Below are 25243 nucleotides of genomic sequence, written 5' to 3' on the forward strand. Positions count from 1 at the left end.
AAACATTTGCTGGACCGAGTGATGGCAGGGGCCGCACGCTGCTGAGGTGACTGAAACTCTTACTTCCCTCCCCGCACCTGCATGGTTCGCGCACCCCGGCGCCCGTACCTGGACCTGCCCGCCCGCCCCTTCCGAGGTACACGGCTTCCACGCTTCGCTCCCCGGCTACGCCCCCACTCCGCTCACCGAACTCCCTTCTCTGGCTGCGGAGTTGAAAGTGGGTCGGGTCTTCGTCAAGGACGAGTCGTGCCGTCTGGGCCTGCCCGCGTTCAAGGCGCTGGGGGCGTCCTGGGCCGTCCACCGGACTCTCGCGGAACGGGCGGGTCTCGCCGAACGGTCGGGAATCGCGGAACGGTTGGGAATCGCCGATCGGGCGGGCAGCCAGGAAGCCGGCGGTCCGGTCACGCTCGTCACCGCCACCGACGGCAATCACGGCCGAGCCGTGGCCCGTATGGCCCGCCTGCTCGGGCAGCGCGCCCACGTCTTCGTCCCGGAGGGCGTCCACCCGGCCGCCACGGCAGCCATCGCCGCCGAGGAGGCGCGGGTCACCGAAGTCGCCGGAAACTACGACGAGGCGGTACGGCAAGCGGCCGATGCGGTCGCCGCCACCCCGGCCGCGGTCCTCATCCAGGACACCGCCTGGCCCGGCTACGAGCGGATTCCCGGCTGGATCGTCGAGGGCTACGCGACCCTGTTCGCCGAAATCGATACCCAACTGGCCGCGGTGGACGCCGGATTGCCCGATCTCGTCGCCGTGCCGGTGGGCGTGGGCTCACTCGCCCAGGCCGCCGTCACCCACTACCGAAGCCGCCCCGCCGGTGCGGCGGCCCTGCTGTCGGTCGAGCCCGACAGCGCAGCCGGCGTCCTGGCCAGCCTCACCCGGCAGGCACCGGTCACCGTGACGACCGGCGTGACCACCATGACCGGCTTGAACTGCGGCACCCCCTCGACCCTCGCCTGGCCCTACCTCCGTGACGGCCTGGATGCCGCCATCGCCGTCACCGACGCCGACAGCGCCCGCGCCGCCGATGACCTCGCCGCCCTCGGCGTCCCCTCCGGCCCCTGCGGCGCCGCCTCGCTCGCCGGCGTCCGCGCCGCCCTCACCGGCGACGGCGCCGCCGCCCGCCGCACCGCCCTGGCCCTCGGCCCCGACTCGACCCTCGTCCTGCTCAGCACCGAAGGCACCGCCGCCAACCCGCGCCACGTGGCGAATCCGTCATGACCGACGTCGAACTGATCACCGTCAACGGCGACCGCCTGTGGCAGCCGTGGCGGACGTGGCAGCTGTGGCAGCCATGGCAGCCATGGCAGCCATGGCAGTCGTGCCAGCTGTGGCAGCCGTCCGTGTAAGACCTCGCCGAGATCGGTGCGAGCGAGGACCGGCGCACCGGTCTGCGTATACGGGGGGAAGTGCTGGCGACGACGCTGCTGCGCCTTGCTGACCAGGGGTGACCGCTGGGGTACCGGCGCCGGGCCGGCCGTTGGGGTACCAGCGCCGGGCCGGCCGTTGGGGTGGGATGTCCCTGTCCCGCCCCAACGGCCGCCCCCGGCTCAGTCCTTCAGTCGCTTGATGGCCGGTACGAGGTCACCCTCTTCCGCTATACCGGCGGCCCAGAGAGCGGCGCTTCCGGGCACCGTGGTGAAGCTCCGCACGACGAGGCCCGGCGCGGTGGCCGTGTCCCACCGGTTCTTCTGCCCGTTCCACCGCAGGGCCGTGGGCGCGGCGCCCTTGCCGCCCAGGGCCCAGACTTCGCCGTTTCCCGCCTTGCCGACGGCGCGCAGTCTGCCGTCCGCGACGTTCGGCGTCTTCGCCACGGTCCAGGTCTTGCCGTTCCCATGCAGGGCGAAGGGCCGTTCCTCACCGCCGGACGTACTGCCGCCCACCGCCCAGATGTCGTCAGCGGCGAACGCGGTGACCCCGCCGAGCCAGTTGTGGGATCCCTGCGGGCCGGGAGCGGTGACACGCTGCCAACGGGTGCCGTCCCAATGCAGCAGCAGCGCCGTCTGCGGTGACTTCTCGTCGACGGCGTATGCGGCGCCGACCGCCCAGATATCGTCCGGGGCGACGGCCGTGATGCTGCTGAGTTCACCCTTGCCGACATCGGGAAGTGTCTGCCGATGCCAGCTCTTGCCGTCCCACGACTGGATGGCCGGGACGCCGTCCTTGACCGACCGGTTCATCGCCCGGCCCGCTGTCCATGCCTTTCCGTCGGATGTCGTCGTCACGGCGTCGGGGACGACTCTGCCGGCCGGGTCGCGGTCCAGCTGGTGGGTGGTCCAGGTGGTCCCGTCCCAGTGCACCGAAGCGCTGCCCACCGTCCAGATATCGGTGGCCGAACGGACGGCGAGGGCCTGCGGAAAGCTGTTCTCCGGCAGCGTGGACTCCTGCTTCCACGACGTCCCGTCCCAGCGCAGCGCGACAGCCTCGACAGCGGTGGCACTCTTCAGCCGATAGCCCACGGCCCAGGCCTGCTGGTCGCTCAGCGCTGCTATCGCGGTCAGATCACCCTTCTGCACGGGCACCGGCGTCGCCTGCCACCGGTCCGCGCGTGACGCGCGTGACGCGGCGGATGCGGGGGAGGTGCCGGAGGCAGGGGAGAGGGTGGTTGCGGCGGAGGCGGCCGGTTCACCGTTCAGGCCGGCCAGGGCCAGTGTCCCGGTGACCAGGGTGGCGGCAAGTGCCGCCAGCAGGGGCACCCGGCCGCGACGCCGCCCGGGCGGGGAGCTACTCGTTGACATACGAAGTTCCTTGTCTGGTGGAGGGGTGGATCCGGGGGGGGAGGTGGAACGCCCGCCGTCTAGACCGTGGTGGTGATGACGAAGTCGAAGGTGCCGGTGTAGAGGCCGGCCGCCGGGCCGGTGAGCCCGATGGTGCAGGCGCGGTTGAGCAGCCGGTCGGCGGCGTTGAGGGCCGCGAAGTCCCGGCCGTACGCCCGGGTGTTGTCGGGGAAATACAGCTGGGTGACGAGTACGGGTCCACCGGAGATCTGCAGCTGGGTGTGGATATGCGGTGCCCGTTGGCCCCAACGGCCCCAGTAGTCACGGGGGATGATGGTCCGGAGCAGGTAGGCGCCTCTGCTGTCCGTGTACTGGTGACCGCGGAGCGAGAAGCCCGAAGTGTCGTAGTCGCCGTTCTGATCGCACTGCCAGAACTCGATGAGCGTGTCGGGCAGCGGCTTGCAGGCGGTGTCGTACACGACTCCGCGGAGGTCGAGCCGTACCCCGCGAATGGCCGGCGTGATCAGATCACCCCGAGCGGGGGAGTGGGGCTTGAACAGTGGGCCCTCGATGGCTGCCGGGGTTTCCTGCCCCGAGCAGGCCGGGGTGACGGCGAGCGGGAGGGTCGCGCGGCGGGCCGGCGATGACCGGCTCGGCTCCGCTGCCTCGGCCGCCGGGCCGGCCGAGGCGGCCACGCTCGCCCCGAGGGCCACGGAGGTCACCCCTGCGGAGGTGGACCTGAGGAAGGACCTCCTCGAACTTCTCTGTGCGCCGTCTGCCCGTGGGGGCGGCTGCGGGCCGGTCGCAGCCCCGGGGCTCGTATCGTCGGCGTACCGCATCGGATCTCCTTGCCGGAGGGAACTCGTGGACGGGCACCCGACGGGATGGTCCGGACGTTGATGGCCGAGGTCAGCGGTGGTGGTGTTCGGCTGACGATGGCCGGCCTCGGGGGCGTACCTTGTGGGGGCCCTATGGCGGCCACCCTTGTGACGGGCCGTCCGTGGGAAGGCCATCTGTGGGATGGCCGTCTGTGGGGTGGCGTCCGTGGGACCGCCGTCCGTGGGATCGCCGTCCGTCGGGTGCGTTCTCCCGGACAGCCTCCGGTGTGGTGCCGGTCCCCACACCGGTCAGATGTCGGGTGAGTTGCGACCGTGACGAAACCTCGGGTGGGGGCTCGGTCCCAGCTGGGTGCTGTTCGGGTTCGGGTCAAGGTGGAGTTAAAGCGTTTCCCGTTTGGTTGGTTTGACCGCCTGTTAGCGTGCGCGGATGGAAGATCTGGGACTCGTGGCCTGGCCGCCTGAGCCGATCAGGACCGATCGGCTCGTGCTCCGTGAGCCCGAGCCCCGGGACCGTGCGGCGTTCATCGAGCTGCTCGCCTCGCCAGAGGTGCACACCTACCTCGGCGGCCCCCGGCCGCGTGACGAGCTCGAGCGCGAGATGTCCGGGGCGCCCGAGCGGTGGCCCGGGAGCTTCGTCGTTGATCTCGACGGGTCGATGATCGGCCAGATCCTGCTCAGGAGAGCAACGGGGAACCGTCGCCCGGCTGCCGAGGGGAAGGCCGATCTCGGCTACCTGTTCCTGCCGCAGGCGTGGGGATTCGGGTACGCCGCCGAGGCGTGCGCGGCGGCACTCGGCTGGCTCGCCGGCGCGCTTCCCGGTGAGCCGGTGGTGCTCACCACCCAGACCGCCAACGCCGGCTCGATGCGTCTCGCGGCGAAGCTGGGGTTCACTGAGGTAGAGCGGTTCGAGGCCTGGGGCGCCGAGCAGTGGCTCGGTATGTGGTCCCCGGTCACGCCGTCCAGTTGAGTTTGCGACGGAACCGCCGAGGAGCAGCCGCCCATCCACGCGCGAGCGGCCTGAAACCGCGGCCTGCAACCGCGACTTGCCCGCGAGGCTCCCGAGAGCTACGAGGCCGGACTCCGCCTTCGCGGCTCGAGGACGCCGACGTACGAGGAGGCGTGGTGCGAGGTCCGTCATGCGGCGGCCGGGCGGACTCCGGTTTGACGGGGCGCCGTGGCCCACGTCCGTTCGGACATCCGTATAGAGACCCGGCTCGGGTCCGGCGACCCGCCCCGTGACCCGGACGGCGATCTGCGTACGGGACCTGACCCCCAACTTGTCCCGGACCCGGTCGAGATGGCCGGCCACGGTGCTCTTGGCGAGGCCCAAGTGGGAGGCGATCTGCTGATTGGTCATGCCCTCGGCGACCAGCTCCGCGACCGCTGACTCCCGCCCCGTCAGCGGCGGTTGACCGACTGCGTCGACCCGGCCGGAACCCGCCGTCTGAACACATTCCTGTCCCACGGAACAGACCTGGGTGCCGCGCAGCGCATACGCGACCAGCCGAGCCCCGCGCAGTCGCCGGCCGGCGGCCATCGCCGCACTGACTCCGGAAGGATGAACCCGCTCCCGGACCCGCGCCACCACCGCTTCCACCTGCCCCCACCAGTGCGCTTCCGGCTCCGTGTCGATCCGCCGGCGCATCGCGGCGGCCGCCGCGTAGAGCCGCAACGATCGCTGCAGGTCCCCCCGCTCGGCCGCCACGATGACCAGCCCTTCCAGCGGATAGAGCCCATGAAAGCTCTCGCCGGGCGGCGACTTGAGCAGCACCTCGGCGAACTTCCGCTCGGCGGCATCCACATCGCCCAGCGCCAATCGGATCGCCCCTGCGGTGTGCAGGGCAGCCGTCACCTGGCCCGGCGGGGCGTTCGTTTCCAACTCGGGAAGGCACTCCTGCATCAGCTGCTCGGCCTCCGCGGCCCGGCCCGCCTGGAGCAGCGCCCACGCCAGATGGTGCCGGCAGAGCGCGAGATCCAGCGGACAACCGAGCGTACGGACCACATCGAGGCATTCGGCGAAGACGGCGACGGCATCGGAGAACTCGCCCCGGCACAGCCGAGCGGCCGCCAGTGCGTCCAAGGCGTTGGCCAGCCTTCCGGGATGCCGCCCCGTGCGCCCGGCGGCAACGGCCTCCTGGGCGAAGGCGAGGGCCGCGGCATGGTCGTCCTGCAGACAGGCCGACCGTGCGGCCAGCGCCAACGCGGCATTGCGGTCTTCGGGCCCCCGCACCCGCTCCAGCACCCCCGACAGCAGCGTGCGTGCGGCCGTCAATTGCTCCTGCTGGTACTGCAGCCGGGCCAGCGCGACCGCGAGCGGGACGTGCCGGTGGTCCGAACGGGCGGCGGAGTGGGAGACGGCCGCCGCGAGGTTCTCCTGCTCCCGGGCGAGGGGCCCCTCGACGGTGTCGAGGAACACCCCTGGTGTGACGGCTCCCGCGGCCTTCCCGGCCAGCCAGTCCAGCGCCCGGTTCCAGGTGTCGGACAGCTCACCGGCTTCCGCGAGCCGGTCCATCCCATAGGCCCGGATCGCGCTCAACTGCCGGTACCTCGCCGTGCCTTGCGGCTCATCCCCTCGTACCCGCACGATCAGGGATTTCGCCTCCAGCGCGCAGACCACGCGCAGGACTTGCTCCGGGCGCACGAGGATGGGCGGCCCCTGGCCGACGTGCTCCCCGCGGTGTACGTCCTCCTCACGGTGCGCGCCGTCCTCGCAGTGGACGTCATCTCCGTGGTGCACGCCGTCCCAGCGATGCACGCCGTCCCCGCGGCCGGTGCCACCCCCGTGAGCGCCGCCCTCCCCACGGATCTCTCCACTTACGGCGCGCTCTCCGTCCCCGCGCACGTCCCCGTCCCCGTTTCGGTCCCGGCCCCAGTCCCGGTCACGGTCCCAGTCCCAGTCCCGGCCCGGGTCTCGGCCCCGTTCGTCGTCTCCCCCTCCGTTGGCGCAGACCTCGGCGGCACCCTCCGCGTCGAAGCCGTCTCCGAGGACCGACAGCCGCCGGAATACGACTCTCTCCAACGGATCCAGCAAGCGATGGCTCCAGTCGATCGCGGCCCCCAACTCGCGATGGCGCCCCGGCCCGGTCCGGCTGCCCTCGGTCAGCAGGGACAGCTGGTCGTCCAGCCCGTGCAGAATGCCGGGCAGAGAGAGGGAGCCCACCCTGCCCGCCGCCAGTTCGATGGCCAGCGGCAGCCCGTCCAGCCGTCGGCAGATTTCGGCCACCGTACGAGCCTCGCCGGACCCGAGCTCGAATGCCGCGTCGCTCGTCCGGGCGCGCGCCAGGAACAGTCTGACTGCCTCGGACCGCAGCAGCGCAGCGGTGTCGTGCTCCTCGCCGGCGGGCGACAGCGACAACTCGCCGACGCGGAAGACGACCTCGCCCGGGACCCGCAGCGGCTCCCGGCTGGTGGCGAGAAGCCGCAGTCGGGGGCAGCGCGCGAGCAGCGTCGCGGCCAGCCGCGCGCAGGCTTCGGCCAGATGCTCGCAATTGTCCAGCACGATCAGCGTCGTGCGTGTGCCCAGCGCATGGACCAGTGCCTCGATCCCGGCCCGGCCCCCGCGCTCCCGTACCCCGAGGGCCGCGGCAAGCGCCTGCGGCAGCAGCTCGCCGTCTTGCAGTGAGTCGAGGGCCACCCACTGTGCGCGGCCCGTCCGGCCACCGCGCACACGGCCCGCGAGCTCCCGTGCCAGACGTGTCTTGCCCACTCCGCCGGGGCCGGTCAGGGTAAGCAGCCGGGAGGACCTCAGCAGCGTGCGTAACCGCGACAGCTCTCGCTCGCGGCCGACGAACGCGTCGAGCGCCGGCGGCAGTCCGCGACCCGGCAATTCCGCAGATGAGGGGGCGGGTCGCTCCGCGCGCTTCCGGAACGCGCGTTGCCGACAGGCGCCGGAGCAGTACCGCGCGGGCCGCCCGCCCGCGGTCTTGCCGCCTCTTGCGGCCCGTGAGGGCGTCGGAAGCGGCGCTCCACACAGTTCACATGCCCGCGAGCTCGCCACACCAGGCATCCTGCCCAACAGGCGGCGGCCGCACCAGCGTTGCTTCGGAGCCACGGCGCCGCGAACCACCGGCACTGACGACCATGGGCTCGGCGCAAGGCAGACACAGCCGCCCGATCAGTCGATGAGATCGACCCGGAACGTCAGCAGTCGCGTCCCGACCGCCCGGACCGCCGTGCTGTTCAGCCGCGGGAGGGTCTTGAGCCGGGCACGGGGGTCGTCCTCCGGGACCGGATGGGCGGTACCGGCATACCATCGCCCCTTGATCCTGACCCGGACCTGCGGATTCTCCTGGATGTTCCGCACGTACTGCGATTTGTCGCCGTACTCGGAGACGAACCAGAAGGCACGCCCGATGCGGCGCCCGCCGATCGGTGTCCGCCGGGGCAATCCGGACTTCCGCCCCGTCGTCTCCAGAAGGGTCTGCTGCGGAAACCGGGAGGTGATCGGATTGCCGATCCTCCGCTGGAACGAGGTAACGGCCCGGAACTTGATCTCGCGATAGCGCGACATCCACGGCTCTCCTTTTCGCTGTTGTGTGACCCGTCATGAGTATTGAGCACACACCCAGTGAGAACCGGAAGAAACTCGGGCCCGGGCCGTTGAACGAAAATCACGAGCCCGACCTGCATCCGTTCTCCCACGGCACGACGACGACCTGCACCTCGTCCTCGTAGACAATCCGTCCGGGATCCGTGGACTCGACCCGTTCGCAGGCCACTTCATGGGCGGCCAGGAGCTGTAAGTAGCCGTCGACGCGCTCGATGAGATGCACAGCGGTGGCTTTGAACCATGCCACCGCCCCCGGGTTCAGGCTGCTGTCGTAGACGGTGGGGTCGGTGTGCGATGGGTTGGGATAATGGGCGTCGTACCAATCGTTGCCGGCGCGCCAGAACCGGTACTGCTCGTCACTCAGCTTGCCCTCCCGTGCAAGGCCGTTGGCGAGAGCAAAAATGCCGGGGAAGTGGCCTCGCGGGCTGCGTCTGGCCCCCTGAAATCGCACGTACAACGCCTCACTCATGAATCGCCTCCTGCTGATGTCTCGCCGTGGGTGGTGCCTGGCCGGCGTCGCATCCTCATGGTGAATCCCATACGCAACACCCATCCGGTCCGGCTCGACGACCTGATCGACGACGCCATCAAGAAGGTTCACTCCGGCGCACTCGAGCAACTCTCCGACGCCGTGATCGCGGCGGATCACCTCGACGATGTGGCGGACCACCTGATCGGTCACTTCGTGGATCAGGCGCGTCGTGGACGGACATGGGCAAGAGCATGGGGGACCAGGCTCGATAGCCGCAACGACGAACTGGCCGGGCCCCTGCTGGAGCCGCTCAACACCGCCCGGCGCGCCCGGCTGGTTGCCGCCATGGCCGACCGGTTCCCCGGCCGAGATCAAACGCATGTGGGTGGCTCCCCACGCCCGAGGTCTCGGCCTCGGGCGCCGGTTCCTGGCTGATCTGGAGGCCCGGGCCGTCCAGCACGGCTGCGAGGTGCTGCGTCTGGACACCAACAAGGCGCTCGGTGCCGCGATCGGCCTGTACCACTCCTACGGCTTCCAGGAGGTCCCGGCCTTCAACGACGAGCCGTACGCCCACCACTGGTTCGAGAAGCGGATCACCGGACCGTCGTCGGAGTGAGGGTTCCGGCGAACTGAGCAGGGGGTTCGTCTCAGCAACTCTGCCCCACGTTTCGGCCAGAATTGACCGCCCGGGATCGGCCCGGAATCGTCGGCGGTGCACTGCCGCCAGGGGCACCGGTCAAAGTCCGGTGTGATCGGGCAGTCGTCGGGGTGAGACTGGGCAGCCTTCGGCGAGACGGGGCACAGCCTGACGCGGTCCTGGTCGACGAGGTGTCCGCTGTCGCTTGGCGGGAGCGATCCGGGAGCGATTCGGGAGCGGCCGGTGCGCTTCGTGTGGCGGCATCAGCGGTCTCGGGCTCTGGGATGATCTTTTGCGTGCTCGCCGCGCACATGACACGATGTCCAGCGCCGCACGGGGGAGCGGCGCACGTGTGGGGACAACCTCCCTTTGCGCACCACGTATTCCACTGTGGTGCTCCCTTCTTCCCAGGGCGGCGAGAACCTACCAAGCCGCAGCACAAGAATCACAAGGGAACGGGAACAGACATGACGAGCTCCACACACACCTCCAGCCCCACGCCGATCTATGAAGAGCTCGTCGAGGAGCACGGAGACATTCTCGCCGAAGCCCGTGAGGCCGCGGAGCGTTCGCAGCGGACGGCATCCCAGGCGCTGGACTGGAGCGATCTGCGCCGCCGTGACTGATTTCTGCGCTCATTCGCGGTAGCGCGTCGGCCTGAGTGCGATGTCCATCGCTCGCTTTCGCCGAAAAGGCGTCGGGCATCAGCGGCATCAATCGACGGGTCAGTCGCTCCCGGGGAAAGCATCCACCAGTCGCGTCGGTGCGGCCTGCTTCCATGAGTCCACGAGGATGTCGTGCAGCTCGGTCATGTCCTCGAGCTCGGCCAGTCGTACTCGCACCCAATGGGAGCTCGCCTCGTGCGGCGGCACCCAGAACTTCTCCGGTTCCGCTGCGATGAGCTCCTTGCGCTCATGAATAGGGCATCGCACGGCGAATGACGTCTCATCGTCGGGGATCGTGACGAACATCTTCCCGGCGACCCGGAAGGTCGGCATCTCCCAGGCTTCCTTCTCCACTGTCTCGGGCAGTGAGAGGGCGATACGGCGGACGTCAGCGGAATCGATCACGGCACTACTGTAGACGCGCCGCGAACCGTGCGAACAGGTATTCCCCTGTCCGCCCCAGGATGCCCGAGGCGACGTCGAGGGCAGTACCCCCATATCGTCCGCGCCCGAGGCCCGCGCCCGTCCTTGCTCAGGAGGCGGAGTGGGTGCCCTTGTCCCGGATCAGATTCTCGACGTGGTCGAAGCGCTCGTGCAGCGTACGCAGCTCCGAACGCAGCGCCTCCGCGTCCTCACGCGCATGACTCCCCACCGATTTGCTCAGGCGGACCATGTCCTGCTCCGCGTGGCCCACAAACCAGGTGGCGAGCGCCGCCGTGATGACCCCGAATGCCGTAATGGCGCTGAGCATCAACAGGGAAGCGATCACGCGGCCCCACAGCGTGACGGGGTAGAAATCCCCGTACCCCACGGTGGTCGCTGTCTCGATCGACCACCACAACGCTTTCGGATACGACGTGATATTGGTGTGTGGCGCACCGGATTCGGCGACCACGACCAGAGCGGCACCCGCAAGAAGTACCGCAGTCATGACCACGGTGACCCAGAGCGCCGCTTGTGCATGCAGCCGGCGCCATGCCTCGTTACGGAAGAGGCGATTCAGTACGGACAAGAGAATCGACGGCACCAACGGGCGTCACCTTCCACTGCGGCCTGGCGGGCAACCGGCCTTCCGCCATCGCTGACATTAACAGGAGCCAACGCCATGCCCGGATATGCCGGCGGATGACCGGTCGCCCTCCGCGATCAGCGTGTGGAAACGCCCTGGCGCGGCGTGGCAGGTGGATCGCCATGGACGGCGTGCAGATAAAGCGCCAGGGTGTCGGCCGTGAAATACGAGCTGTAGGAGACGTCCGGGAAATCGCCGCCCGTGTGGTAACCACCGATGACGCCGATCAGGGCGTAACCGGTGAAGTCCCACACCAGGAACGGTCCACCGGAGGTGCCGCCGATATACCCCGCGCAGGAAATCTCCAGGAAATCGCCGGGGGCGGCCGGATCGGTGCTGGTGTACCGGTGCGTGGAGGAGGTGCAGTCGAGGGGTTTGGGGTGGGTGGTGTCCTTGTTGCCGGGGTAGCCGATGAGCCGTACGTTCCGGTGGGCATAGCCCGGGTACGGCAGGAGGTCGAAGCCGCCGGTCACCTCCTCCACCTCGGCACCGTCCTCCCGTGCCCCGAGCCGTACGACCGCATAGTCCCAGCGGGCGCCCGCGTCCGTTCCGAGGTCGTAGTAGCGCTGGTCGAGGTAGAGGCGCTCGACGGGATAGATCCCGTGTGGCTTCAGTCCGTCGTGATACTGCGGCACGAACGACAGATGCCGCTTCGGGTCGGGGGAGCGTAGACAGTGGGCTGCGCTGACCACCAGATCGCGGTGCGGACTGCGGACGACCGTGCCGCCGCAGAACCGGCCGGTGTTGCTGCCGTCCGTCCAGAAGAACGTCCCCACCTGGGGGAGTCCGTCGAAGGGGTGGCTCGGCGGGGTTGCGTCCGTCGCCGGCCGCCGCATCGCCGCGCTCTTTGTCGCGGCGGCCGGTCGTGCTTCCCGCATCCGCTGCGGAGTCCAGTACGTGTCGGTCGACGCGGCGGCGGGGCGTAACCCGTGCCCGTGGCCGTGCGGGGTCTTCTCGGCGTGTGCCGGCGGTGCCGGGGCGAGAGTGAAGGACAGGCCGAGCAGCAGCGTGGTGAGCAGCAGGGCCAAGCGGCCGCGGACAGCGATGGGTCTGCTCATGATCGGGGTCCTCCCGAGGGCCGGCGTACGGAACGAGAGACGTGCGCGAGGCGAGCGTGCCATGGTCCTACGGCCAGGGAGCGTAGGGCGAGAGGCCGGGCCGGATTCGTGGCATACCGTCAAGAGCCGAAGGGCTGCGGTCGGGTACGGATCAGGGCCTGTCCGGCCGGGCCTGATGGGCTCTGCGGTCTGGTGAGTCCGCCGGGCCCGGCTGTCGGTCAGGCCGGTCGCCGGTCAGGCCGGCCGTCGGTCAGGCCGGCCGTCGCCCAGGCACCACCCGTCAGCACACAGGCAGGTGCCGGGCGAAGAACGAGAGCACGTGGTGGCGCACCAGGGGAACCGACACGGCCGGGTCGAGCGCGCCGACCAGTTGGGTCCGGTGGGCGGCGGTCATCAGCCCGGCGGCCTGCAACTGGGGCACGATGGCGGCGTAGTCGGTGAACACCCCGTGCGCGGTGTGGTCGAGCTGCCGGCGGCTGGTGCATCCGTGCGGGTGGGCGAGCGTCGCCGACCAGGAACGCTCCAGCTCCTTCTTGTAGCGGAATCCATCGGTTCCCAGCAGGAGCAGCGGTCGGTCCGTGCCGTACCGGGCGATCGGGAAGAGCTGCCCTTCCTGGCCGGGGGAGGCCGGTGGGTGGTCCAGAAAGCCCTCCATGTTGATCGCGGCGTGGAGGCGCCGGTCCTCGTACATCGTCTCGGCGGCGGTGGTGCCGCCGGCCGAGTGGCCGTAGATGCCCACCCGCCGCAGATCCAGTGCACGACCGAGGCGCTCCGGCAGCGGGCGTCCCTCCGCGTCCGGGTTCCGCCCGGCGGCCAGCGCTTCCAGCTGGTTCAGCACGAACCGGGTGTCCGCGATCCGGGTGCCGATCACCGTACGGAACATCTTCGGGTCCGAGCGGGGGTCTCCCCGGAAAACCGTTTCGCGGACCTTCCTTCTCCCGGCCCTCGCATGGGGGAACTCGACCTCACTGCCGTCGCCGGGGTGGTCGATGGTCACCACCACGTAGCCACGGCTCGCCAGTTCTTCGGCGATTGCGGTGCCGAAGGTGCGCGGGTCGCCGCCTCCCGGGCTGTACAGCAGCACCGGTCGCCGCACGGTCTGCGCGGGCGCGCCCGTGTGTGCATGGGTCCTGGTGGCCGCCCAGTTCACCCCCTTCGCCGGCAGTCCCTCATGGAAGAGGGGCTCGATGAACGGCAGACGCTCGGCGGCGCCCCTGGTCATCTGCGGGGCAACCGGGTAGCCGCGGACGGTGCGGGCCGGATAGAACACCGTCACCATCACTTCCCGAACCGGGAGCGGCTCCCAGGGGTCACGCCTGGCGCGATCGACCAGATACAGCGTGGTGACCCCGATCGGGTGCGGCCCGGTCGGCGCCGGCAACCGCACGGTGAGGTCCTTCGCGGTGCGCGCCTTCCCGGGCTGCGCCTGCGCGATGCCGCCGCCCGCGAGCAGCATCGTGGCTGCCAGCGCGGCTGACTTGGTGACAGCCCGACGGTTCACTCCCGCCATCTGCCCACCCCCGGGCACGCCCTCAAGGCCGCGCTCCAGCGCAGACGATCCGCCTGCTCGCTCCCCCTCGTCGACGCTCTTGCGGAACATGGCTCTCCCCTTGTGCCTCTGTGACATCGGTCCTTGTGCCTTCCGGCGGCCCCTGAATGAATAAAGGGGGCATGACCTGGAGGTTGGCACCCAGCAGGGAGGACGGACCATCGTTCAGGCCCTGCCCGAAACGATGGCGATGCGCCACCAGGGAGAGTAGTGATCCGGGTCCATTTCACGGCTGCCGACTTCGCCCGGGTCCGGTTCGCTTCCCGGCCGGCTCCGCTGCAAGAGCTGAACGTGGCCCTCATGAAGATGTGCTCCCCGGACGACACGTTGCTCTTCGGCCGCTGGCGACGACGGCTGCTCCAGTCCCTGCCGCCCACCGTCCAGCCGCTGAGTGACCTGGTTCCCGCCGAGGTGGCACCTCACTTCCTCGATGTCTTCAGCGACTCTCTGAAGGAGGGACTGGACACCGTCCGAGCATCGCCACCGGAGCTGGTCCGCGCCGAGATCGAGCGGGTATATGCCCGGCAGCCGACCCCGGCTCCGCTGTGGCTCCGCGATCTGTACCGGGGCGACGGCGGCGCCTGGCGCCTCCTCCGCCGGGCACAGCATGCGGCATTCGATACGGCGCTGCGCCCGGTGTGGCCCTTGGTGCAGGACCTCCACCGGGCGGAGTTCACCCGCCATGCCCTGACCGTGGCCGAACACGGCATCGGCGCCGCACTCACCGAACTCGTCCCGGGCGCCCGGCTGCACGAGAACGTCTGGGAATTCGAGGCGTCCTACGAGCGCGACATCACGCTGGGCGGTCGCGGCGTACTGCTGCTGCCCACCTTCCACTGGACCGGCCCTCCCCTGATCGCCGACCTGCCCGGCCGCCCCGTGGCCGTGACCTATCCGGCCGGACCGGGTCTGCCGCTCTCGCCGGGCGGGGCGGTCGGCTCGGACGAGGCGCTCGCCGGTGTGCTCGGACGGACCCGCTTCGACACCCTGCTGCTCCTCGGGGAGGAACACACCACCAGCGCACTCGCCCGGCGGCTGAACGTCAGCAATGCCACCGCTTCCGCCCACACCGCCGCACTGCGCGGCGCCGGCCTGATCACCAGCACCCGCGCGGGACGGGCGGTCCTGCACCGGCGCACGGCGCTGGGGAGTCTGCTGGTGCAGTGTCCTGGTCAGGGGACTCGTCCTGTCACGGTGAGTGACCGAGGTTCACCATAGGAAGGAGGGGCGGTGACCGAGCTGCCTCGCTCGCCGCCCGCATTCCCTGAGAGGTAATCTGAATTCACTGCATCTGCTCCCCAACGCCGGGGAGGGCATATGACCGCCGGTGTGAGCCTCCGCCCCAGCAAGGCGGACGCACTTCGCTACACGCCCATTGCCGAGCACGGGATGATCGGCGATATGCGCACTGCTGCGCTCGTCGGTACGAACGGCACCATCGACTGGTATTGCTGTACACGATTCGACGCGCCCAGTGTCTTCGGGGCGCTGCTGGACGCCGATCGCGGCGGAGCCTTTGAGCTGGCCGCGGACGTGCCCGCCCGGACGAAGCAGTTCTACTTTCCCGACACCAACATCCTGATCACGCGTTTCTTCGCGGACCACGGTGTCGGGGAGGTCCAGGACTTCATGCCGATCGTCGACGACTCCCGTGAGGCGGACCGTCATCGGCTGATCCGGCGGGTGCTCTGTGTGCGCGGATCGTTGCCGTTCATCGCCCGGGTGGCTCCGCGCTTCGATTACGGGAGAAGCGTGCACACCGTGAGCTCCCGGCATGGCCAGACCGTATTCGACTCCCCGGCCCTTTCGCTGGCGCTGACGTCCAGCGTTCCGGTCGAGATCGACGGTCCGGATGCCTGGTGCTCGTTCACGCTGGACGAGGGCAGTTCCGCGGTGTTCGCCCTCGACCGGATCGGTGACGGGGTGGAGCCACGGGCCTGTCCGCTGTCGGAGGCGGAGGATTTGTTCGGCGCCACGGTGCGCTATTGGCGCAGCTGGCTGTCGCACTCCCGCTATCGCGGACGCTGGCGGGAAATGGTGCACCGCTCCGCGCTGACCCTCAAGCTCCTCACCTACGCGCCGACCGGCGCCATCGTGGCCGCTCCCACGACCAGCCTGCCCGAACAGATCGGCGGCGAGCGGAATTGGGACTATCGCTATGCCTGGGTGCGAGACTCCGCGTTCTGCATCTATGCGCTGCTCAGACTGGGCTTCACCGATGAGGCCAAGGCGTTTGTGCACTTCCTGTCCCAGAACATCTGCCTCACGGACTGCGCCCACGGCCCACTGCAGATCATGTACGGCATCGACGGCCGCAGCGAACTGCCAGAGGAAGAACTCCTCCACCTGGAGGGACACCTGGGCTCCAGCCCCGTCCGGATCGGCAACAACGCCGTCAACCAGCTCCAACTGGATATCTACGGGGCACTTATCGACTCCCTCTACCTCTACGACAAATGGGGCGAGCCGCTGTCCAGCGAGCACTGGGACACCGTCGGCAAACTCGTGGACTGGGTCAGTGACAACTGGGACCAGCCGGACGAAGGTATTTGGGAGACCCGCGGCAAAACCCAGAACTTCCTGTACTCACAGCTGATGTGCTGGGTGGCGCTGGAACGGGCGATGCGGATCGCCGCGCACCGGGGGCTGCCGGCGGACATGCTCCGCTGGGGGAGGGCCCGGGACGCCATCTACCGGCGGATCATGGAGCGTGGCTGGTCCAGCAAGCGAATGGCGTTCGTTCAGCACGAGGGTGACGACGTTCTCGATGCCGCCGTTCTGATGATGCCGCTGGCCAAGTTCATCTCCCCGACGGACCCGAAATGGCTCTCCACCCTGGACGCATTGGGCGAGGAGCTGGTGTCCGACTCCCTGGTCTACCGCTATGACCCGGGCGGCAGCCCGGACGGGCTGCGCGGTGAGGAAGGCACCTTCTCGATCTGCTCGTTCTGGTATGTCGAGGCGCTGTCCCGCGCCGGCCGTGTGGACGAGGCGCGGCTCGCCTTCGAGAAGATGCTCACCTACGGAAATCACCTCGGCCTGTACGCCGAAGAAATCGGCCGCACCGGCGAGCAGATCGGCAACTTCCCCCAAGCCTTCACCCACCTGGCACTCATCAGCGCCGCATTCAACCTCGACCGTGCCCTGGGCTGAGGCCCGCAGGAGTGGCCGATCTGCTGCGCGAGCGAGAATTCCGTGGCCCGGCAGGCCCGGTGGGCAAAAGCGGAGAGTGCGGAGCTCTTCGCGTCACCCCGGGCGCCCCGTACGGAGTCCCCACATGGCGTCGCGGTGCGCGCGGCTTTACCGTCGGCTGAGAACCCGTCCCGATGGCGGGGAAAGGCTGAGGCGCATTGTCCTTCGCACGTCGGTGCGCCCCAGCCGCCTTCTTCGGGCGGATTCGGGTCTCCGTCGCCTTCGTCGTTCGTCGGCCGGCGCGTCTTCAGCGCCCGGGGCGGCGGCTCGGGTCCGGGCGGCCGAGGTGGCCGGGTTCGCGTTGTGCCTCTCCCAGCCAGAGGTGCGGCGGGGCGTACCGCCGGACCGCCGCTGTCACCTGCTCCTGGCTGCCGGGCGGAACCGGAAGCCGGTAGCGCAGCCGCGGCAGACCGGGGCCGATCGGCTCCTCGTCGCGGACCAGGGCCCAGAGCACCGGATCACGGTCGTCGATCGGGCCGCTGGGGCACAGCTCGATGGAGTACTGCTTCACCCGCCGCCCGAACTGGCTCCACTGCATACCGACTCCGGCCAGCACGTCCCACGGGATGATCTGCCGTGCCCTGCCGTTGTCCAGCCACACACCCGCGCGGTCGACAATGACCGCCGCGCGCCTGCCGTGCCAGGCCGGGATGCCGAAGAGCACCCCGAGCGCGCCGAACACCAGCATCATCACCAGACCGGCCACACCGGGCGCCGTGACCTCGCCCTTCGTCGTACCCGTGGCGAGCATGACCAGCCCCACCACCCCGGCCAGGCCCAGTGCGACCAGGATCAGACAGATGGGGAGAGCGGTCAGTGCGCCGCGGCGCCCGGTGCGTACCACGGTCGCGTCCGGGGCCGGAGAATTCTGTGGCAGGGGCATGCCGCCGGAGTCTACGCACGCCCGACCGCCCCGCCTTCGGGACCCCTCGTAAGCTTCCGGCCATGACCGGAAACGAAGCCGGAAACGAAGCTGACGACGAAGCCGAAAACGAAGCCGGTAACCAAGACAGGGCGGCACGGGCCGAGCAACTGCGCGCGGGGTTCCAGCGGCAGGGTGTGCCGGGCCTCGCCGAGGACGAGGTACGCAAGGACCGGCAGCGGCGGTCGGTCCACACCGTGGTGGCGATGTCGCTCGGTGACGCGGTGACGCGGTGACGCGGTGACGCGGTGACGCGGTGACGCGGTGAGCCGCTGAGGCCGCCCCGCTCGGCGTGCAGTGACATCTCCTGAACGCTGAGACTCCAACGGGCGAAGCCCCAGCCGGCCCTCGGTGATACAGCGTCAACTGGCCTGAATCCCCACGTCACTTGACGAACGGTCAGTCCAAGTCCCCCGATTCCTGACAGAACTCTTGACGCATCGTTCACACATGGTGAACATGCATCGGGCAAGAGAGCGCTCCCATGAACTTCAATCGTTCACTTCCTGAATCAGGAGAGCTGCTATGCCCACACCCCCCACTGCCGGCTCGGCGCCCCGCGCACCGAGGCCCTCCCGCCGCAGCGTGCTGGCCGCGATGGCAGCTGCCGTTCCGGCCGCGGGCCTGCCGGTCCTCTCTGGCCGGGCGTCCGCAGCGCCTGCCGCCGGCGCGCTGCCGGGCGGCGGCGACCTCGGCCCGAATGTGCTGGTGTTCGATCCCGCCACGCCCAACATTCAGGGCACCGTCGACGAGATCTTCAAGCGGCAGGAGTCGGCCCAGTTCGGCGAGGGGAGATTCGCGCTCCTCTTCAAACCGGGGACGTACCGTGGCCTGAACGCTCAGATCGGCTTCTACACCTCGATCGCGGGCCTCGGACTGTCGCCCGGTGACACGACGTTCCACGGCGATGTCACCGTCGACGCCGGCTGGTTCAACGGCAACGCGACACAGAACTTCTGGCGCTCGGCCGAGAACCTCACGCTCCACCCGGTCAACGGCACCAACCGGTGGGCGGTGGCACAGGCGGCGCCGTTCCGGCGGATGCACATCAAGGGCGGACTGAACCTGGCGCCGGACGGCTACGGCTGGGCCAGCGGCGGCTATATCGCCGACAGCCGTATCGACGGCAGCGTGGCCCCCTACTCACAGCAGCAGTGGTACACCCGTGACAGCTCGGTGGGCGGCTGGAACAACGCCGTGTGGAACATGGTGTTCTCCGGCGTCGAGGGAGCCCCCGCACAGAGCTTCCCCGACCCGCCGTACACCACCCTCGACACCACCCCGGTCTCCCGCGAAAAGCCCTTCCTCTATCTCGACGGGGCGGACTACAAGGTCTTCCTCCCGGAGAAGCGCACCAATGCCCGCGGCACGACCTGGGGGAGTGGCAGGCCAAGGGGCGAGTCCCTTCCGCTCGGTCGGTTCTATGTGGCCAAACCCGGCGTGGACGCGGCAACTCTCAACGCGGCACTGTCCCAGGGCCTCAACCTGCTGCTCACACCCGGGATTTACCACCTCGACCGGCCGGTCGAGGTGCGGCGCCCGAACACCGTGGTGCTGGGGCTGGGGTACCCGACCCTCGTTCCGGACAACGGTGCGACGGCCATGAAGGTCGCCGACGTCGACGGGGTGCGACTCGCCGGATTCCTGATCGATGCCGGCCCGGTCAACTCCGCCACACTGCTGGAGGTCGGCCCCGAGGGCGCGTCCGCCGACCACGCCGCCAATCCGACCACCGTCCAGGACGTCTTCATACGGATCGGCGGGGCGGGCCCCGGCAAGGCGACCACCAGCATGGTGATCAACAGCAACCACACCCTCATCGACCACACCTGGGTCTGGCGGGCCGATCACGGGGACGGCGTGGGCTGGGAGACGAACCGGGCCGACCACGGGGTTCGTGTGAACGGTGACGACGTCCTGGCGACCGGGCTCTTCGTCGAGCACTTCAACAAGTACGACGTGGAGTGGCGCGGCGAACGGGGACGTACGGTCTTCTTCCAGAACGAGAAGGCCTACGACGCGCCCAATCAGGCCGCGATACAGAACGGCGACATCAAGGGGTACGCCGCCTACAAGATCGCTGATGGCGTGACCGCCCACGAAGGGTGGGGCCTGGGCAGCTACTGCTACTACAACGTGGATCCCACCATCCGCCAGGACCACGGCTTCCAGGCGCCCGCCAAACCTGGCGTGAAGCTCCACCATCTGCTGGTGGTCTCCCTGGGAGGCAAGGGGCAGTACGAGCACGTGATCAACAGCATCGGCGCTCCCACCTCGGGCACCTCGACAGTGCCGTCCACGGTGGTTTCCTATCCGTGACCCGCCGGGACCCCGGGACCCGTATACGACCGGCTCGTCCTCCGTCGGCCTCCGCACGGTAACGGCAGCGGTGGCGGTGCCGTGCCAGGGGGCCGTGACGGGCAGGCCGGCTGTCCGGCCTACCGTAGGGCGCATCTGTTGATGCCTGGAGAGTCATGACCATCGAAGAATCCGCCTTCCGAGGGCGGATGCCTGCCCGGCCCGGTGACCTGGCGGTCGAACGGCACGGAATCGGGCCGGTGCCCGAAAGCAACCGCTACGGAAAGGCTGCCCGTCTTTTCACTGTTTGGTTCGCCCCCAACCTCACCATGACCGGAGTGTTCTCCGGCACGGTCGGCATCTCGCTGGGGCTGGACTTCTGGACGGCCTTCACCGCCATGGTGCTCGGCACGGTAGTCGGCGCGGTCCCCGCCGCCTACCTGGGCACGTGGGGCAGCCAGACCGGAACCGGTCAGCTGCCGCTCTCGCGGCTCGCTTTCGGGCGCGGGGTGGCCCTGCCCGGCATCATGCAGTGGCTCTCCTCCGTCGCCTGGGACGCGCTCATCGGCCTCTTCGGCGGCGAGGCGCTGGCCCAGCTGCTCGGCTGGCCGTTCTGGCTGGGGGCACTGGTGGTTTTGCTGCTCCAAGGGGTCGTCGGCGTCTTCGGCTACGAGGCCCTCCATCAGCTCCAGACGGTGATGACCTTCGTGCTGGGCGCCGCGTTCCTGGTCCTCAGCGTGCAGCTGCTGTCCGGTGTGCCGCTCCCCGTCTCGGGGTCGGCGCACGGCGGCGAGCGTCTCGGTGCCTTCGTCCTGACCAGCACCATCGCACTCAGCCTGGCCATCTCGTGGGCGCCGTACGCCTCGGACTTCAGCCGCTACCTGCCGCGTACGACGTCCCGGCCCCGGATGTTCTGGTACTCCCTGCTCGGCATGGTGCTGTCCTTCGCCTGGGTCCAGGCGCTGGGGCTGTGGGGAGCCGAGCTGTTCACCGACCAGACCGCCGCCGGGGTGCACGGGCTGCTGGGCGGTGGCGTCCTAGGCGCCTTCGGGCTGCTGGCCATTGCGGCCGCGGCGGTGTGCAGCAACGCCATGAACGACTACAGCGGCTCGCTGGCACTGCAGGCGGCCGGCATCCGGGTTCCACGGCCGCTCGCCGCAGGGGCGGCTGCCGTGCTCGGCTTCCTGCTCGTCCTCTGGATGCACGCCGCGGACACCACGCTCCGCTTCCAGAACCTGCTGCTGTTCGTCGGTTACTGGATCCCCGGGTTTGTGGGCATCGTGCTGGTCGACGCGCGGCTGCGTGCCAAGGCCCGGCGCGGCGCGCCGATCGACGTCGAGGCCGAGTTCGGCCGCCCCCAGCCCTGGTGGCCCGCTTGTGTCGCCTTCGTCGCCGCCTTCGCCGCGGCCGTGCCCTTCATGGACACCACCCTGTTCGTCGGCCCGGTCGCGGCCGCGCTGCATGGGGCTGATTTCGCCTACTACGTTGCATTCCTGGTCTCTGTGGCGGTCTATGCGCCTTTGCGGCTTTTTGCCCGCACTGCTAGTGGCGAGGCGGCGGAGCCGGTCGTGGCTGCCCCGGGCACGGGCGGGTGAGCCGGGCGCACGGTGTGGCCGGTGAGGAGTGTCGCACCCGCCGTCGGGCGTAGTGCTCTCCTCACGACGGCGTCCGGGGCGCCTGCGCCGCTTCTGCGGAGCTGTTGGTGGGTGACGTGTCAGGTGCGATCGGCCAGGAGGAGATGTGCGGCGAAGCCGAGGAAGGTGACGCCGCTGAGCTGTTCCATACGGCGCCGGGACGACGGGCGCGTGGCACGTTCGCTGAGCACGGAGGCGGCGCTGGAGACCACCCGGTACCAGAGCGCCAGCTCGATGACATCGATCGCCGTGAGGAGCAGGGTGGTGCCGAAAACCGGCGCCCCGTGAGGGATGAACTGCGGGATCAGGCTCATGTAGAAGATGCCTGCCTTGGGGTTGAGCAGGTTGGCGCCGAGCCCGGCCCGGAAGGCGGACCCTCTTCCGGACGCGAATGAACCGGCGGGCTCCTCATCGGAAGTGGCCATGGCGGCACCTTTGGGGTGCTTCTGTCCGTCATGCGCCTTTTGTCGCCTGCACCGCCACAGCGCCGAAAGGCCCAGCCACGCCAAGTACCCGGCGCCGGCGATGCGCAGGGCGTCATAGGCCAGGCGGGACGCGGTGAGCAGCGCCGTCAGCCCGACGGCGGTCGCCAGGCCCCAGGCGAGGCAGCCGGTGATGATGCCGGCTGCGGCGGCCCGGCCGCCGGTCCGGCCGTGGGTGACGGAGGTCCGTACGACGAGCAGTGTGTCCAGGCCCGGCGTGAGGTTGATGAGGGCGGCGACTCCGGCGAACGCGAGCGTGGCGGTGAGCATGGCGCGAGGCTAGCGACGACGGAGGGGCGGCCGCGGGCGATTGGGGGAGCCGTGACCAGGCCCGGCGCCCCTCGGGCGAGTCCCGGCTGCCGCGTCATTCGGCCCGCCCGTGCAACGAAAGGAATGCACACCCTTTTACCCGACGGATCGTGAAGCAAACCGGGAGTGATTTCCGAGTGCCCGCGACGGATTCGGGCACCCGATTGTCCGGAGGATGACAACTGTGGTTCCCCTTCTTTCGATGCCGCCGCACTGATCATTTTCGGTGCCGGAATCGCAGGGCAGGCCCGAGGGGCGTAGCGGTCACCGGGCTCACCGCCCGGCTTCCGCTCCGGTGAGGTGTTCCGCGGCACACCGCTTGCCCGTATCCGTCGGTGCGGGCCGGGGTCGATCATTCCGATGTTGCGAAGAGCAAACATTTTCTTCCGAACTCGGAAATGTGTGGTTGACACCTCGGGAAGAGGGCACGCTTTCCGATCTGAAGGTAAGTCGACGCGATACGAGGTGAGCTTTATCATGTGCACCGCCGAGGCTCCGCGCATGGTCACGGCGTCGCCGGTGCTGGAGCTTCAACTGGACTGCTATTCCGAAGCCGTCGGGCCCGCCCGGCACCTTGCGGCCACGTTTCTGGAGCGTCTGGAGCCATCCCTGGACAAGGACGCCAGGGACGCGGTGATCCTGGTCGTCTCCGAACTGGTCACCAACGCCGTACGTCATGCGGGTGGCAAGCTCTGCACATTGCGGCTGACGTCCGGCCCGCAGTCGGTCGTGGTCGCCGTGGGCGACTCCAGCCCTGTTCTGCCCCGCCCCCGCACGCCCGATGTGACCGGAGAGGGCGGCGGCTTCGGATGGTCGATGGTCTGCCGCCTCGCGGCATCCGTGGAGGTCCGCAGCAAGCCGGCCGGTAAAACTGTGACGGCGGTCATCTCCCGCCAGGGTGCCTCGGGCGCCGGCGAGTCGGACCGTGACGCAAGAGCCACGGCCTGAGAGCGAACCGTCCGGCCCGCATTTCTCCGTGATTCCGGTCACCCTCATCGGGTGACCCCGTGAATCGTGAATACTGCCGAGGGATGCGCGGAATCCGCGACACCGGTGCCGAGCACGGTCCGGCTATGAGCCTTCTTGTGGGAGCCGGGCGGCCGGGGCGCTTCCCTGTTGGGTAATGGCGGTGTGACCGAACGCATCGGGCAGCCGCAACTCCCGCCATCCATCAGCCTGTATCCCCATCGGCGAGGGCGTCAGGGGAGACGAGACCGGAAGCGGTGGCGACGGTGCCCAGTTGTTGACCGAATTCCTTCCCGGCGGAATCCGCATTCGATGGTGCCGTGTTGTCGCAGCCAGCCGAATCTGTGGCACCGTCAACAATCCTTACGGCTCGCTGAGTTACTCGGCAGATCGGCGGAGGCGGAAGTCTGATCGCATGCGCCGAGGGCCACTCGATGGCCTTCTTTTCACAGGCTTCGTTGCGCTCGGCGGAATTCATCCCGCGCTCAGGAGAGGGTGTCCGGCCAAGGAACCTGGGTGGCGGTCGGGGCCGCGTAGTCGATTCCCGGTACCGCGAAGCCATAGAGCCGCTGGACCTCGGCGTGGAACCAGTCGAGGTCGGCGAGGCGGGTGATGGTGTCGGTGGTGGCCGTCTCCCACCGCTCCGTCACGGCGGCCTGGACCGCGCTGTTGAGTTCCCAGGAGTCGAGACGGACCCGGCCGTCGTCGTCGACTTCGAGGGGCCGGGCGCCGGTGAGTTGGTCCCACAGGCCGGCCAGCTGGGCGATCGGCGGCACCATGGCGTCGCCCAGGACGCCGCGCAGCAGGCCCACATAGAGCGCGATGCCGGGGATGGCGGTGGAGGACTGGGTGACCGCGGCCCCGTTGACGGAGGTGACCGCGCGGCCGCTGACCAGCTTGTCCAGGCGCTCGTTGAGCGTACGGGCGGTCGCTTCGAGGTGAGACTTGGCGGCGCCGATGGTGCCCTGCCGGTAGATCCCGTCGGTCAGAGGGGAGCCGATGTAGGACAGGGCGGCAGTGGTGAATCCGTCGGCGAGCAGCTCACGGTCGGCGAGGTGGTCGATCCACCGCTCCCAGTCCGCGCCGCCCATCACCGCGACGGTCTGCTCGATGTCGTCCTCGGTGGCCGGCGCCGTCTCCACCTCCTTGACCTCCGGAGCCCCCTCGCTGTCGAAGGCGAGGGTCTTGGTGCGGTACGCCTCGCCGATGGGCTTGAGGGCGGAGGCGTAGGTGGCGCCGGTGTCCGGGTCGGTGCGGCGCGGGGCGGCGACCGAGTAGACCAGATGGTCCAGGCGGCCGAAGCGCTCCCGGAGCACCTCCGCGACCTGGTCCTTCATCGCGTCGGAGAATGCGTCACCGTTGAGGAAGACCATCTCGTGACCGTGCCGGCGGGCGAGTTCAGCGGTGGCGGCGGTGCGGTACCAGCCGGCGGTGGCGGTGCGCCGCTCGGTGGGGGCCTTCTCGAAGCAGACGCCGATACCGCGGATGCCCGCCCGCGCGAGGCCGGCGATCGTCGCCGCCAGCCCGTAGCCCGCCGAGGAGCCGACGACGAGTGCCACCGGCGCGCTGCTCGGGACCTCGGCGGGGGAGGGGACGGCCTGCCACATCTCCTGCACCAGGCGCTCGCAGCCGGCCGGATGGGAGTCGAGGAAGAGGAAGCCGCGGCTGCGCGGGGTGATGACTCGTTCGCTCATGAGGCACGTCCTTCGGTCGTCGCGGAGCAAGGGGCGGCCGGCGCCGGAGCACACACCGCACCTTGCAAGTCTGCGACCAAGCACGATCGCATGATCAGTTGGGCGGACACAGTAATGAGAAGGCGGTTTTGGAGGTTTTCCCTCGGTTCGGGCAGTGAGGGGGCGTGCCGATGCGTCTGAATGTCCGGTG

At 69.4% G+C, this 25243-nt stretch carries 21 protein-coding genes and 3 pseudogenes; 12 read left to right on the forward strand and 12 right to left on the reverse strand.

The genetic code is table 11. The features are described from left to right. The first annotated feature begins 46 nt into the window (after positions 1 to 46). Entirely contained in the window at positions 47 to 1222 is a 1176-nt protein-coding gene (locus tag STRNI_RS39280) for a diaminopropionate ammonia-lyase (protein WP_277413006.1), read from the forward strand. Further along, positions 1219 to 1350, forward strand: coding sequence for a hypothetical protein (locus tag STRNI_RS39285; protein WP_277413007.1), 132 nt, complete (start codon positions 1219 to 1221; stop codon positions 1348 to 1350). Before STRNI_RS39280 ends, STRNI_RS39285 begins: the two co-directional genes overlap by 4 nt. Before the next feature lie 201 nt (positions 1351 to 1551). On the opposite strand, the gene STRNI_RS39290 is transcribed toward STRNI_RS39285, so the two are convergent. Together STRNI_RS39290 and STRNI_RS39295 are read right to left on the reverse strand one after the other, a co-directional pair. Continuing rightward, positions 1552 to 2739, reverse strand: a complete 1188-nt coding sequence (locus STRNI_RS39290; protein ID WP_277413008.1) for a hypothetical protein — start codon at positions 2737 to 2739, stop codon at positions 1552 to 1554. Positions 2740 to 2798: 59 nt separating this feature from the next. Beyond that, entirely contained in the window at positions 2799 to 3431 is a 633-nt protein-coding gene (locus STRNI_RS39295; RefSeq protein WP_274732985.1) for a dioxygenase family protein, read from the reverse strand. Positions 3432 to 3984: 553 nt separating this feature from the next. On the opposite strand from STRNI_RS39295, the gene STRNI_RS39300 reads away from it, so the two are divergent. Next, positions 3985 to 4524 carry a GNAT family N-acetyltransferase gene (locus tag STRNI_RS39300; protein WP_277413383.1) on the forward strand — a complete coding sequence of 180 codons (540 nt, stop codon included), beginning with the start codon at positions 3985 to 3987 and terminating at the stop codon, positions 4522 to 4524. Positions 4525 to 4812: 288 nt separating this feature from the next. On the opposite strand, the pseudogene STRNI_RS41425 reads toward STRNI_RS39300, so the two are convergent. The 3 genes and pseudogenes from STRNI_RS41425 to STRNI_RS39315 all read right to left on the reverse strand — a co-directional run. Beyond that, positions 4813 to 7563 (reverse strand): annotated as a pseudogene (locus STRNI_RS41425) (helix-turn-helix transcriptional regulator); the annotation flags it as partial. A gap of 108 nt (positions 7564 to 7671) precedes the next feature. Further along, positions 7672 to 8067 carry a nitroreductase/quinone reductase family protein gene (locus tag STRNI_RS39310; protein WP_159491738.1) on the reverse strand — a complete coding sequence of 132 codons (396 nt, stop codon included), beginning with the start codon at positions 8065 to 8067 and terminating at the stop codon, positions 7672 to 7674. A gap of 100 nt (positions 8068 to 8167) precedes the next feature. Then, positions 8168 to 8575, reverse strand: coding sequence for a hypothetical protein (locus STRNI_RS39315; protein WP_277413009.1), 408 nt, complete (start codon positions 8573 to 8575; stop codon positions 8168 to 8170). A gap of 57 nt (positions 8576 to 8632) precedes the next feature. Between STRNI_RS39315 and STRNI_RS39320 the strand changes: the two are divergent. From STRNI_RS39320 to STRNI_RS39330, 3 genes and pseudogenes are all read left to right on the forward strand, one after another. Then, a pseudogene (locus STRNI_RS39320) lies at positions 8633 to 8835 on the forward strand (Clp protease N-terminal domain-containing protein); the annotation flags it as partial. Positions 8836 to 8927: 92 nt separating this feature from the next. Beyond that, a pseudogene (locus STRNI_RS39325) lies at positions 8928 to 9194 on the forward strand (GNAT family N-acetyltransferase); the annotation flags it as partial. 488 nt (positions 9195 to 9682) lie between these two features. Then, positions 9683 to 9841, forward strand: coding sequence for a hypothetical protein (locus STRNI_RS39330; protein ID WP_167540658.1), 159 nt, complete (start codon positions 9683 to 9685; stop codon positions 9839 to 9841). Positions 9842 to 9940: 99 nt separating this feature from the next. Here the strand turns inward: STRNI_RS39330 and STRNI_RS39335 are convergent, their stop codons facing one another. The 4 genes from STRNI_RS39335 to STRNI_RS39350 all read right to left on the reverse strand — a co-directional run bounded on the left by STRNI_RS39335 (position 9941) and on the right by STRNI_RS39350 (position 13607). Continuing rightward, the gene (locus STRNI_RS39335; RefSeq protein WP_093636164.1) at positions 9941 to 10285 is read right to left on the reverse strand and encodes an MmcQ/YjbR family DNA-binding protein; all 345 of its coding nucleotides are present in this window, start codon (positions 10283 to 10285) and stop codon (positions 9941 to 9943) included. 127 nt (positions 10286 to 10412) lie between these two features. Beyond that, on the reverse strand, positions 10413 to 10910 hold the full coding sequence (locus tag STRNI_RS39340; RefSeq protein WP_381845156.1) for a potassium channel family protein: 498 nt from the start codon (positions 10908 to 10910) through the stop codon (positions 10413 to 10415). A 116-nt stretch (positions 10911 to 11026) separates the two neighbouring features. After that, positions 11027 to 12007, reverse strand: a complete 981-nt coding sequence (locus tag STRNI_RS39345; protein WP_277413011.1) for a trypsin-like serine peptidase — start codon at positions 12005 to 12007, stop codon at positions 11027 to 11029. 280 nt (positions 12008 to 12287) lie between these two features. Beyond that, positions 12288 to 13607, reverse strand: a complete 1320-nt coding sequence (locus tag STRNI_RS39350) for an alpha/beta hydrolase family protein (RefSeq protein WP_410177150.1) — start codon at positions 13605 to 13607, stop codon at positions 12288 to 12290. 159 nt (positions 13608 to 13766) lie between these two features. Between STRNI_RS39350 and STRNI_RS39355 the strand changes: the two genes are divergently transcribed. Together STRNI_RS39355 and STRNI_RS39360 are read left to right on the forward strand one after the other, a co-directional pair. Then, the gene (locus STRNI_RS39355) at positions 13767 to 14774 is read left to right on the forward strand and encodes an ArsR/SmtB family transcription factor (protein ID WP_277413012.1); all 1008 of its coding nucleotides are present in this window, start codon (positions 13767 to 13769) and stop codon (positions 14772 to 14774) included. 99 nt (positions 14775 to 14873) lie between these two features. After that, entirely contained in the window at positions 14874 to 16709 is a 1836-nt protein-coding gene (locus STRNI_RS39360; RefSeq protein WP_148588147.1) for a glycoside hydrolase family 15 protein, read from the forward strand. Between the two features lie 286 nt (positions 16710 to 16995). Here the strand turns inward: STRNI_RS39360 and STRNI_RS39365 are convergent, their stop codons facing one another. Then, complete coding sequence (locus tag STRNI_RS39365; protein ID WP_277413013.1) at positions 16996 to 17631, reverse strand: hypothetical protein; 636 nt, start codon at positions 17629 to 17631, stop codon at positions 16996 to 16998. A 62-nt stretch (positions 17632 to 17693) separates the two neighbouring features. Between STRNI_RS39365 and STRNI_RS39370 the strand changes: the two genes are divergently transcribed. The 3 genes from STRNI_RS39370 (at position 17694) to STRNI_RS39380 (ending at position 21563) form a co-directional block, all read left to right on the forward strand. Further along, positions 17694 to 17906, forward strand: coding sequence for a hypothetical protein (locus STRNI_RS39370; RefSeq protein ID WP_266437452.1), 213 nt, complete (start codon positions 17694 to 17696; stop codon positions 17904 to 17906). A 289-nt stretch (positions 17907 to 18195) separates the two neighbouring features. After that, the gene (locus STRNI_RS39375; RefSeq protein ID WP_277413014.1) at positions 18196 to 19989 is read left to right on the forward strand and encodes a coagulation factor 5/8 type domain-containing protein; all 1794 of its coding nucleotides are present in this window, start codon (positions 18196 to 18198) and stop codon (positions 19987 to 19989) included. Positions 19990 to 20144: 155 nt separating this feature from the next. Then, positions 20145 to 21563 (forward strand): purine-cytosine permease family protein, encoded by a 1419-nt coding sequence (locus STRNI_RS39380; RefSeq protein WP_159491752.1) that lies wholly within the window; start codon positions 20145 to 20147, stop codon positions 21561 to 21563. Positions 21564 to 21682: 119 nt separating this feature from the next. Here STRNI_RS39380 and STRNI_RS39385 read toward each other — a convergent pair whose 3' ends face one another. Beyond that, the gene (locus tag STRNI_RS39385; protein ID WP_277413015.1) at positions 21683 to 22354 is read right to left on the reverse strand and encodes a LysE family translocator; all 672 of its coding nucleotides are present in this window, start codon (positions 22352 to 22354) and stop codon (positions 21683 to 21685) included. A 516-nt stretch (positions 22355 to 22870) separates the two neighbouring features. Here STRNI_RS39385 and STRNI_RS39390 point away from each other — a divergent pair. Beyond that, the gene (locus tag STRNI_RS39390) at positions 22871 to 23341 is read left to right on the forward strand and encodes an ATP-binding protein (protein WP_148588151.1); all 471 of its coding nucleotides are present in this window, start codon (positions 22871 to 22873) and stop codon (positions 23339 to 23341) included. A 503-nt stretch (positions 23342 to 23844) separates the two neighbouring features. Here STRNI_RS39390 and fabV read toward each other — a convergent pair. Beyond that, positions 23845 to 25053 (reverse strand): enoyl-[acyl-carrier-protein] reductase FabV, encoded by a 1209-nt coding sequence (gene fabV / locus STRNI_RS39395; RefSeq protein ID WP_277413016.1) that lies wholly within the window; start codon positions 25051 to 25053, stop codon positions 23845 to 23847. Positions 25054 to 25243: the final 190 nt, after the last annotated feature.

This window comes from Streptomyces nigrescens (genome assembly GCF_027626975.1).
GTDB lineage: Bacteria > Actinomycetota > Actinomycetes > Streptomycetales > Streptomycetaceae > Streptomyces > Streptomyces nigrescens.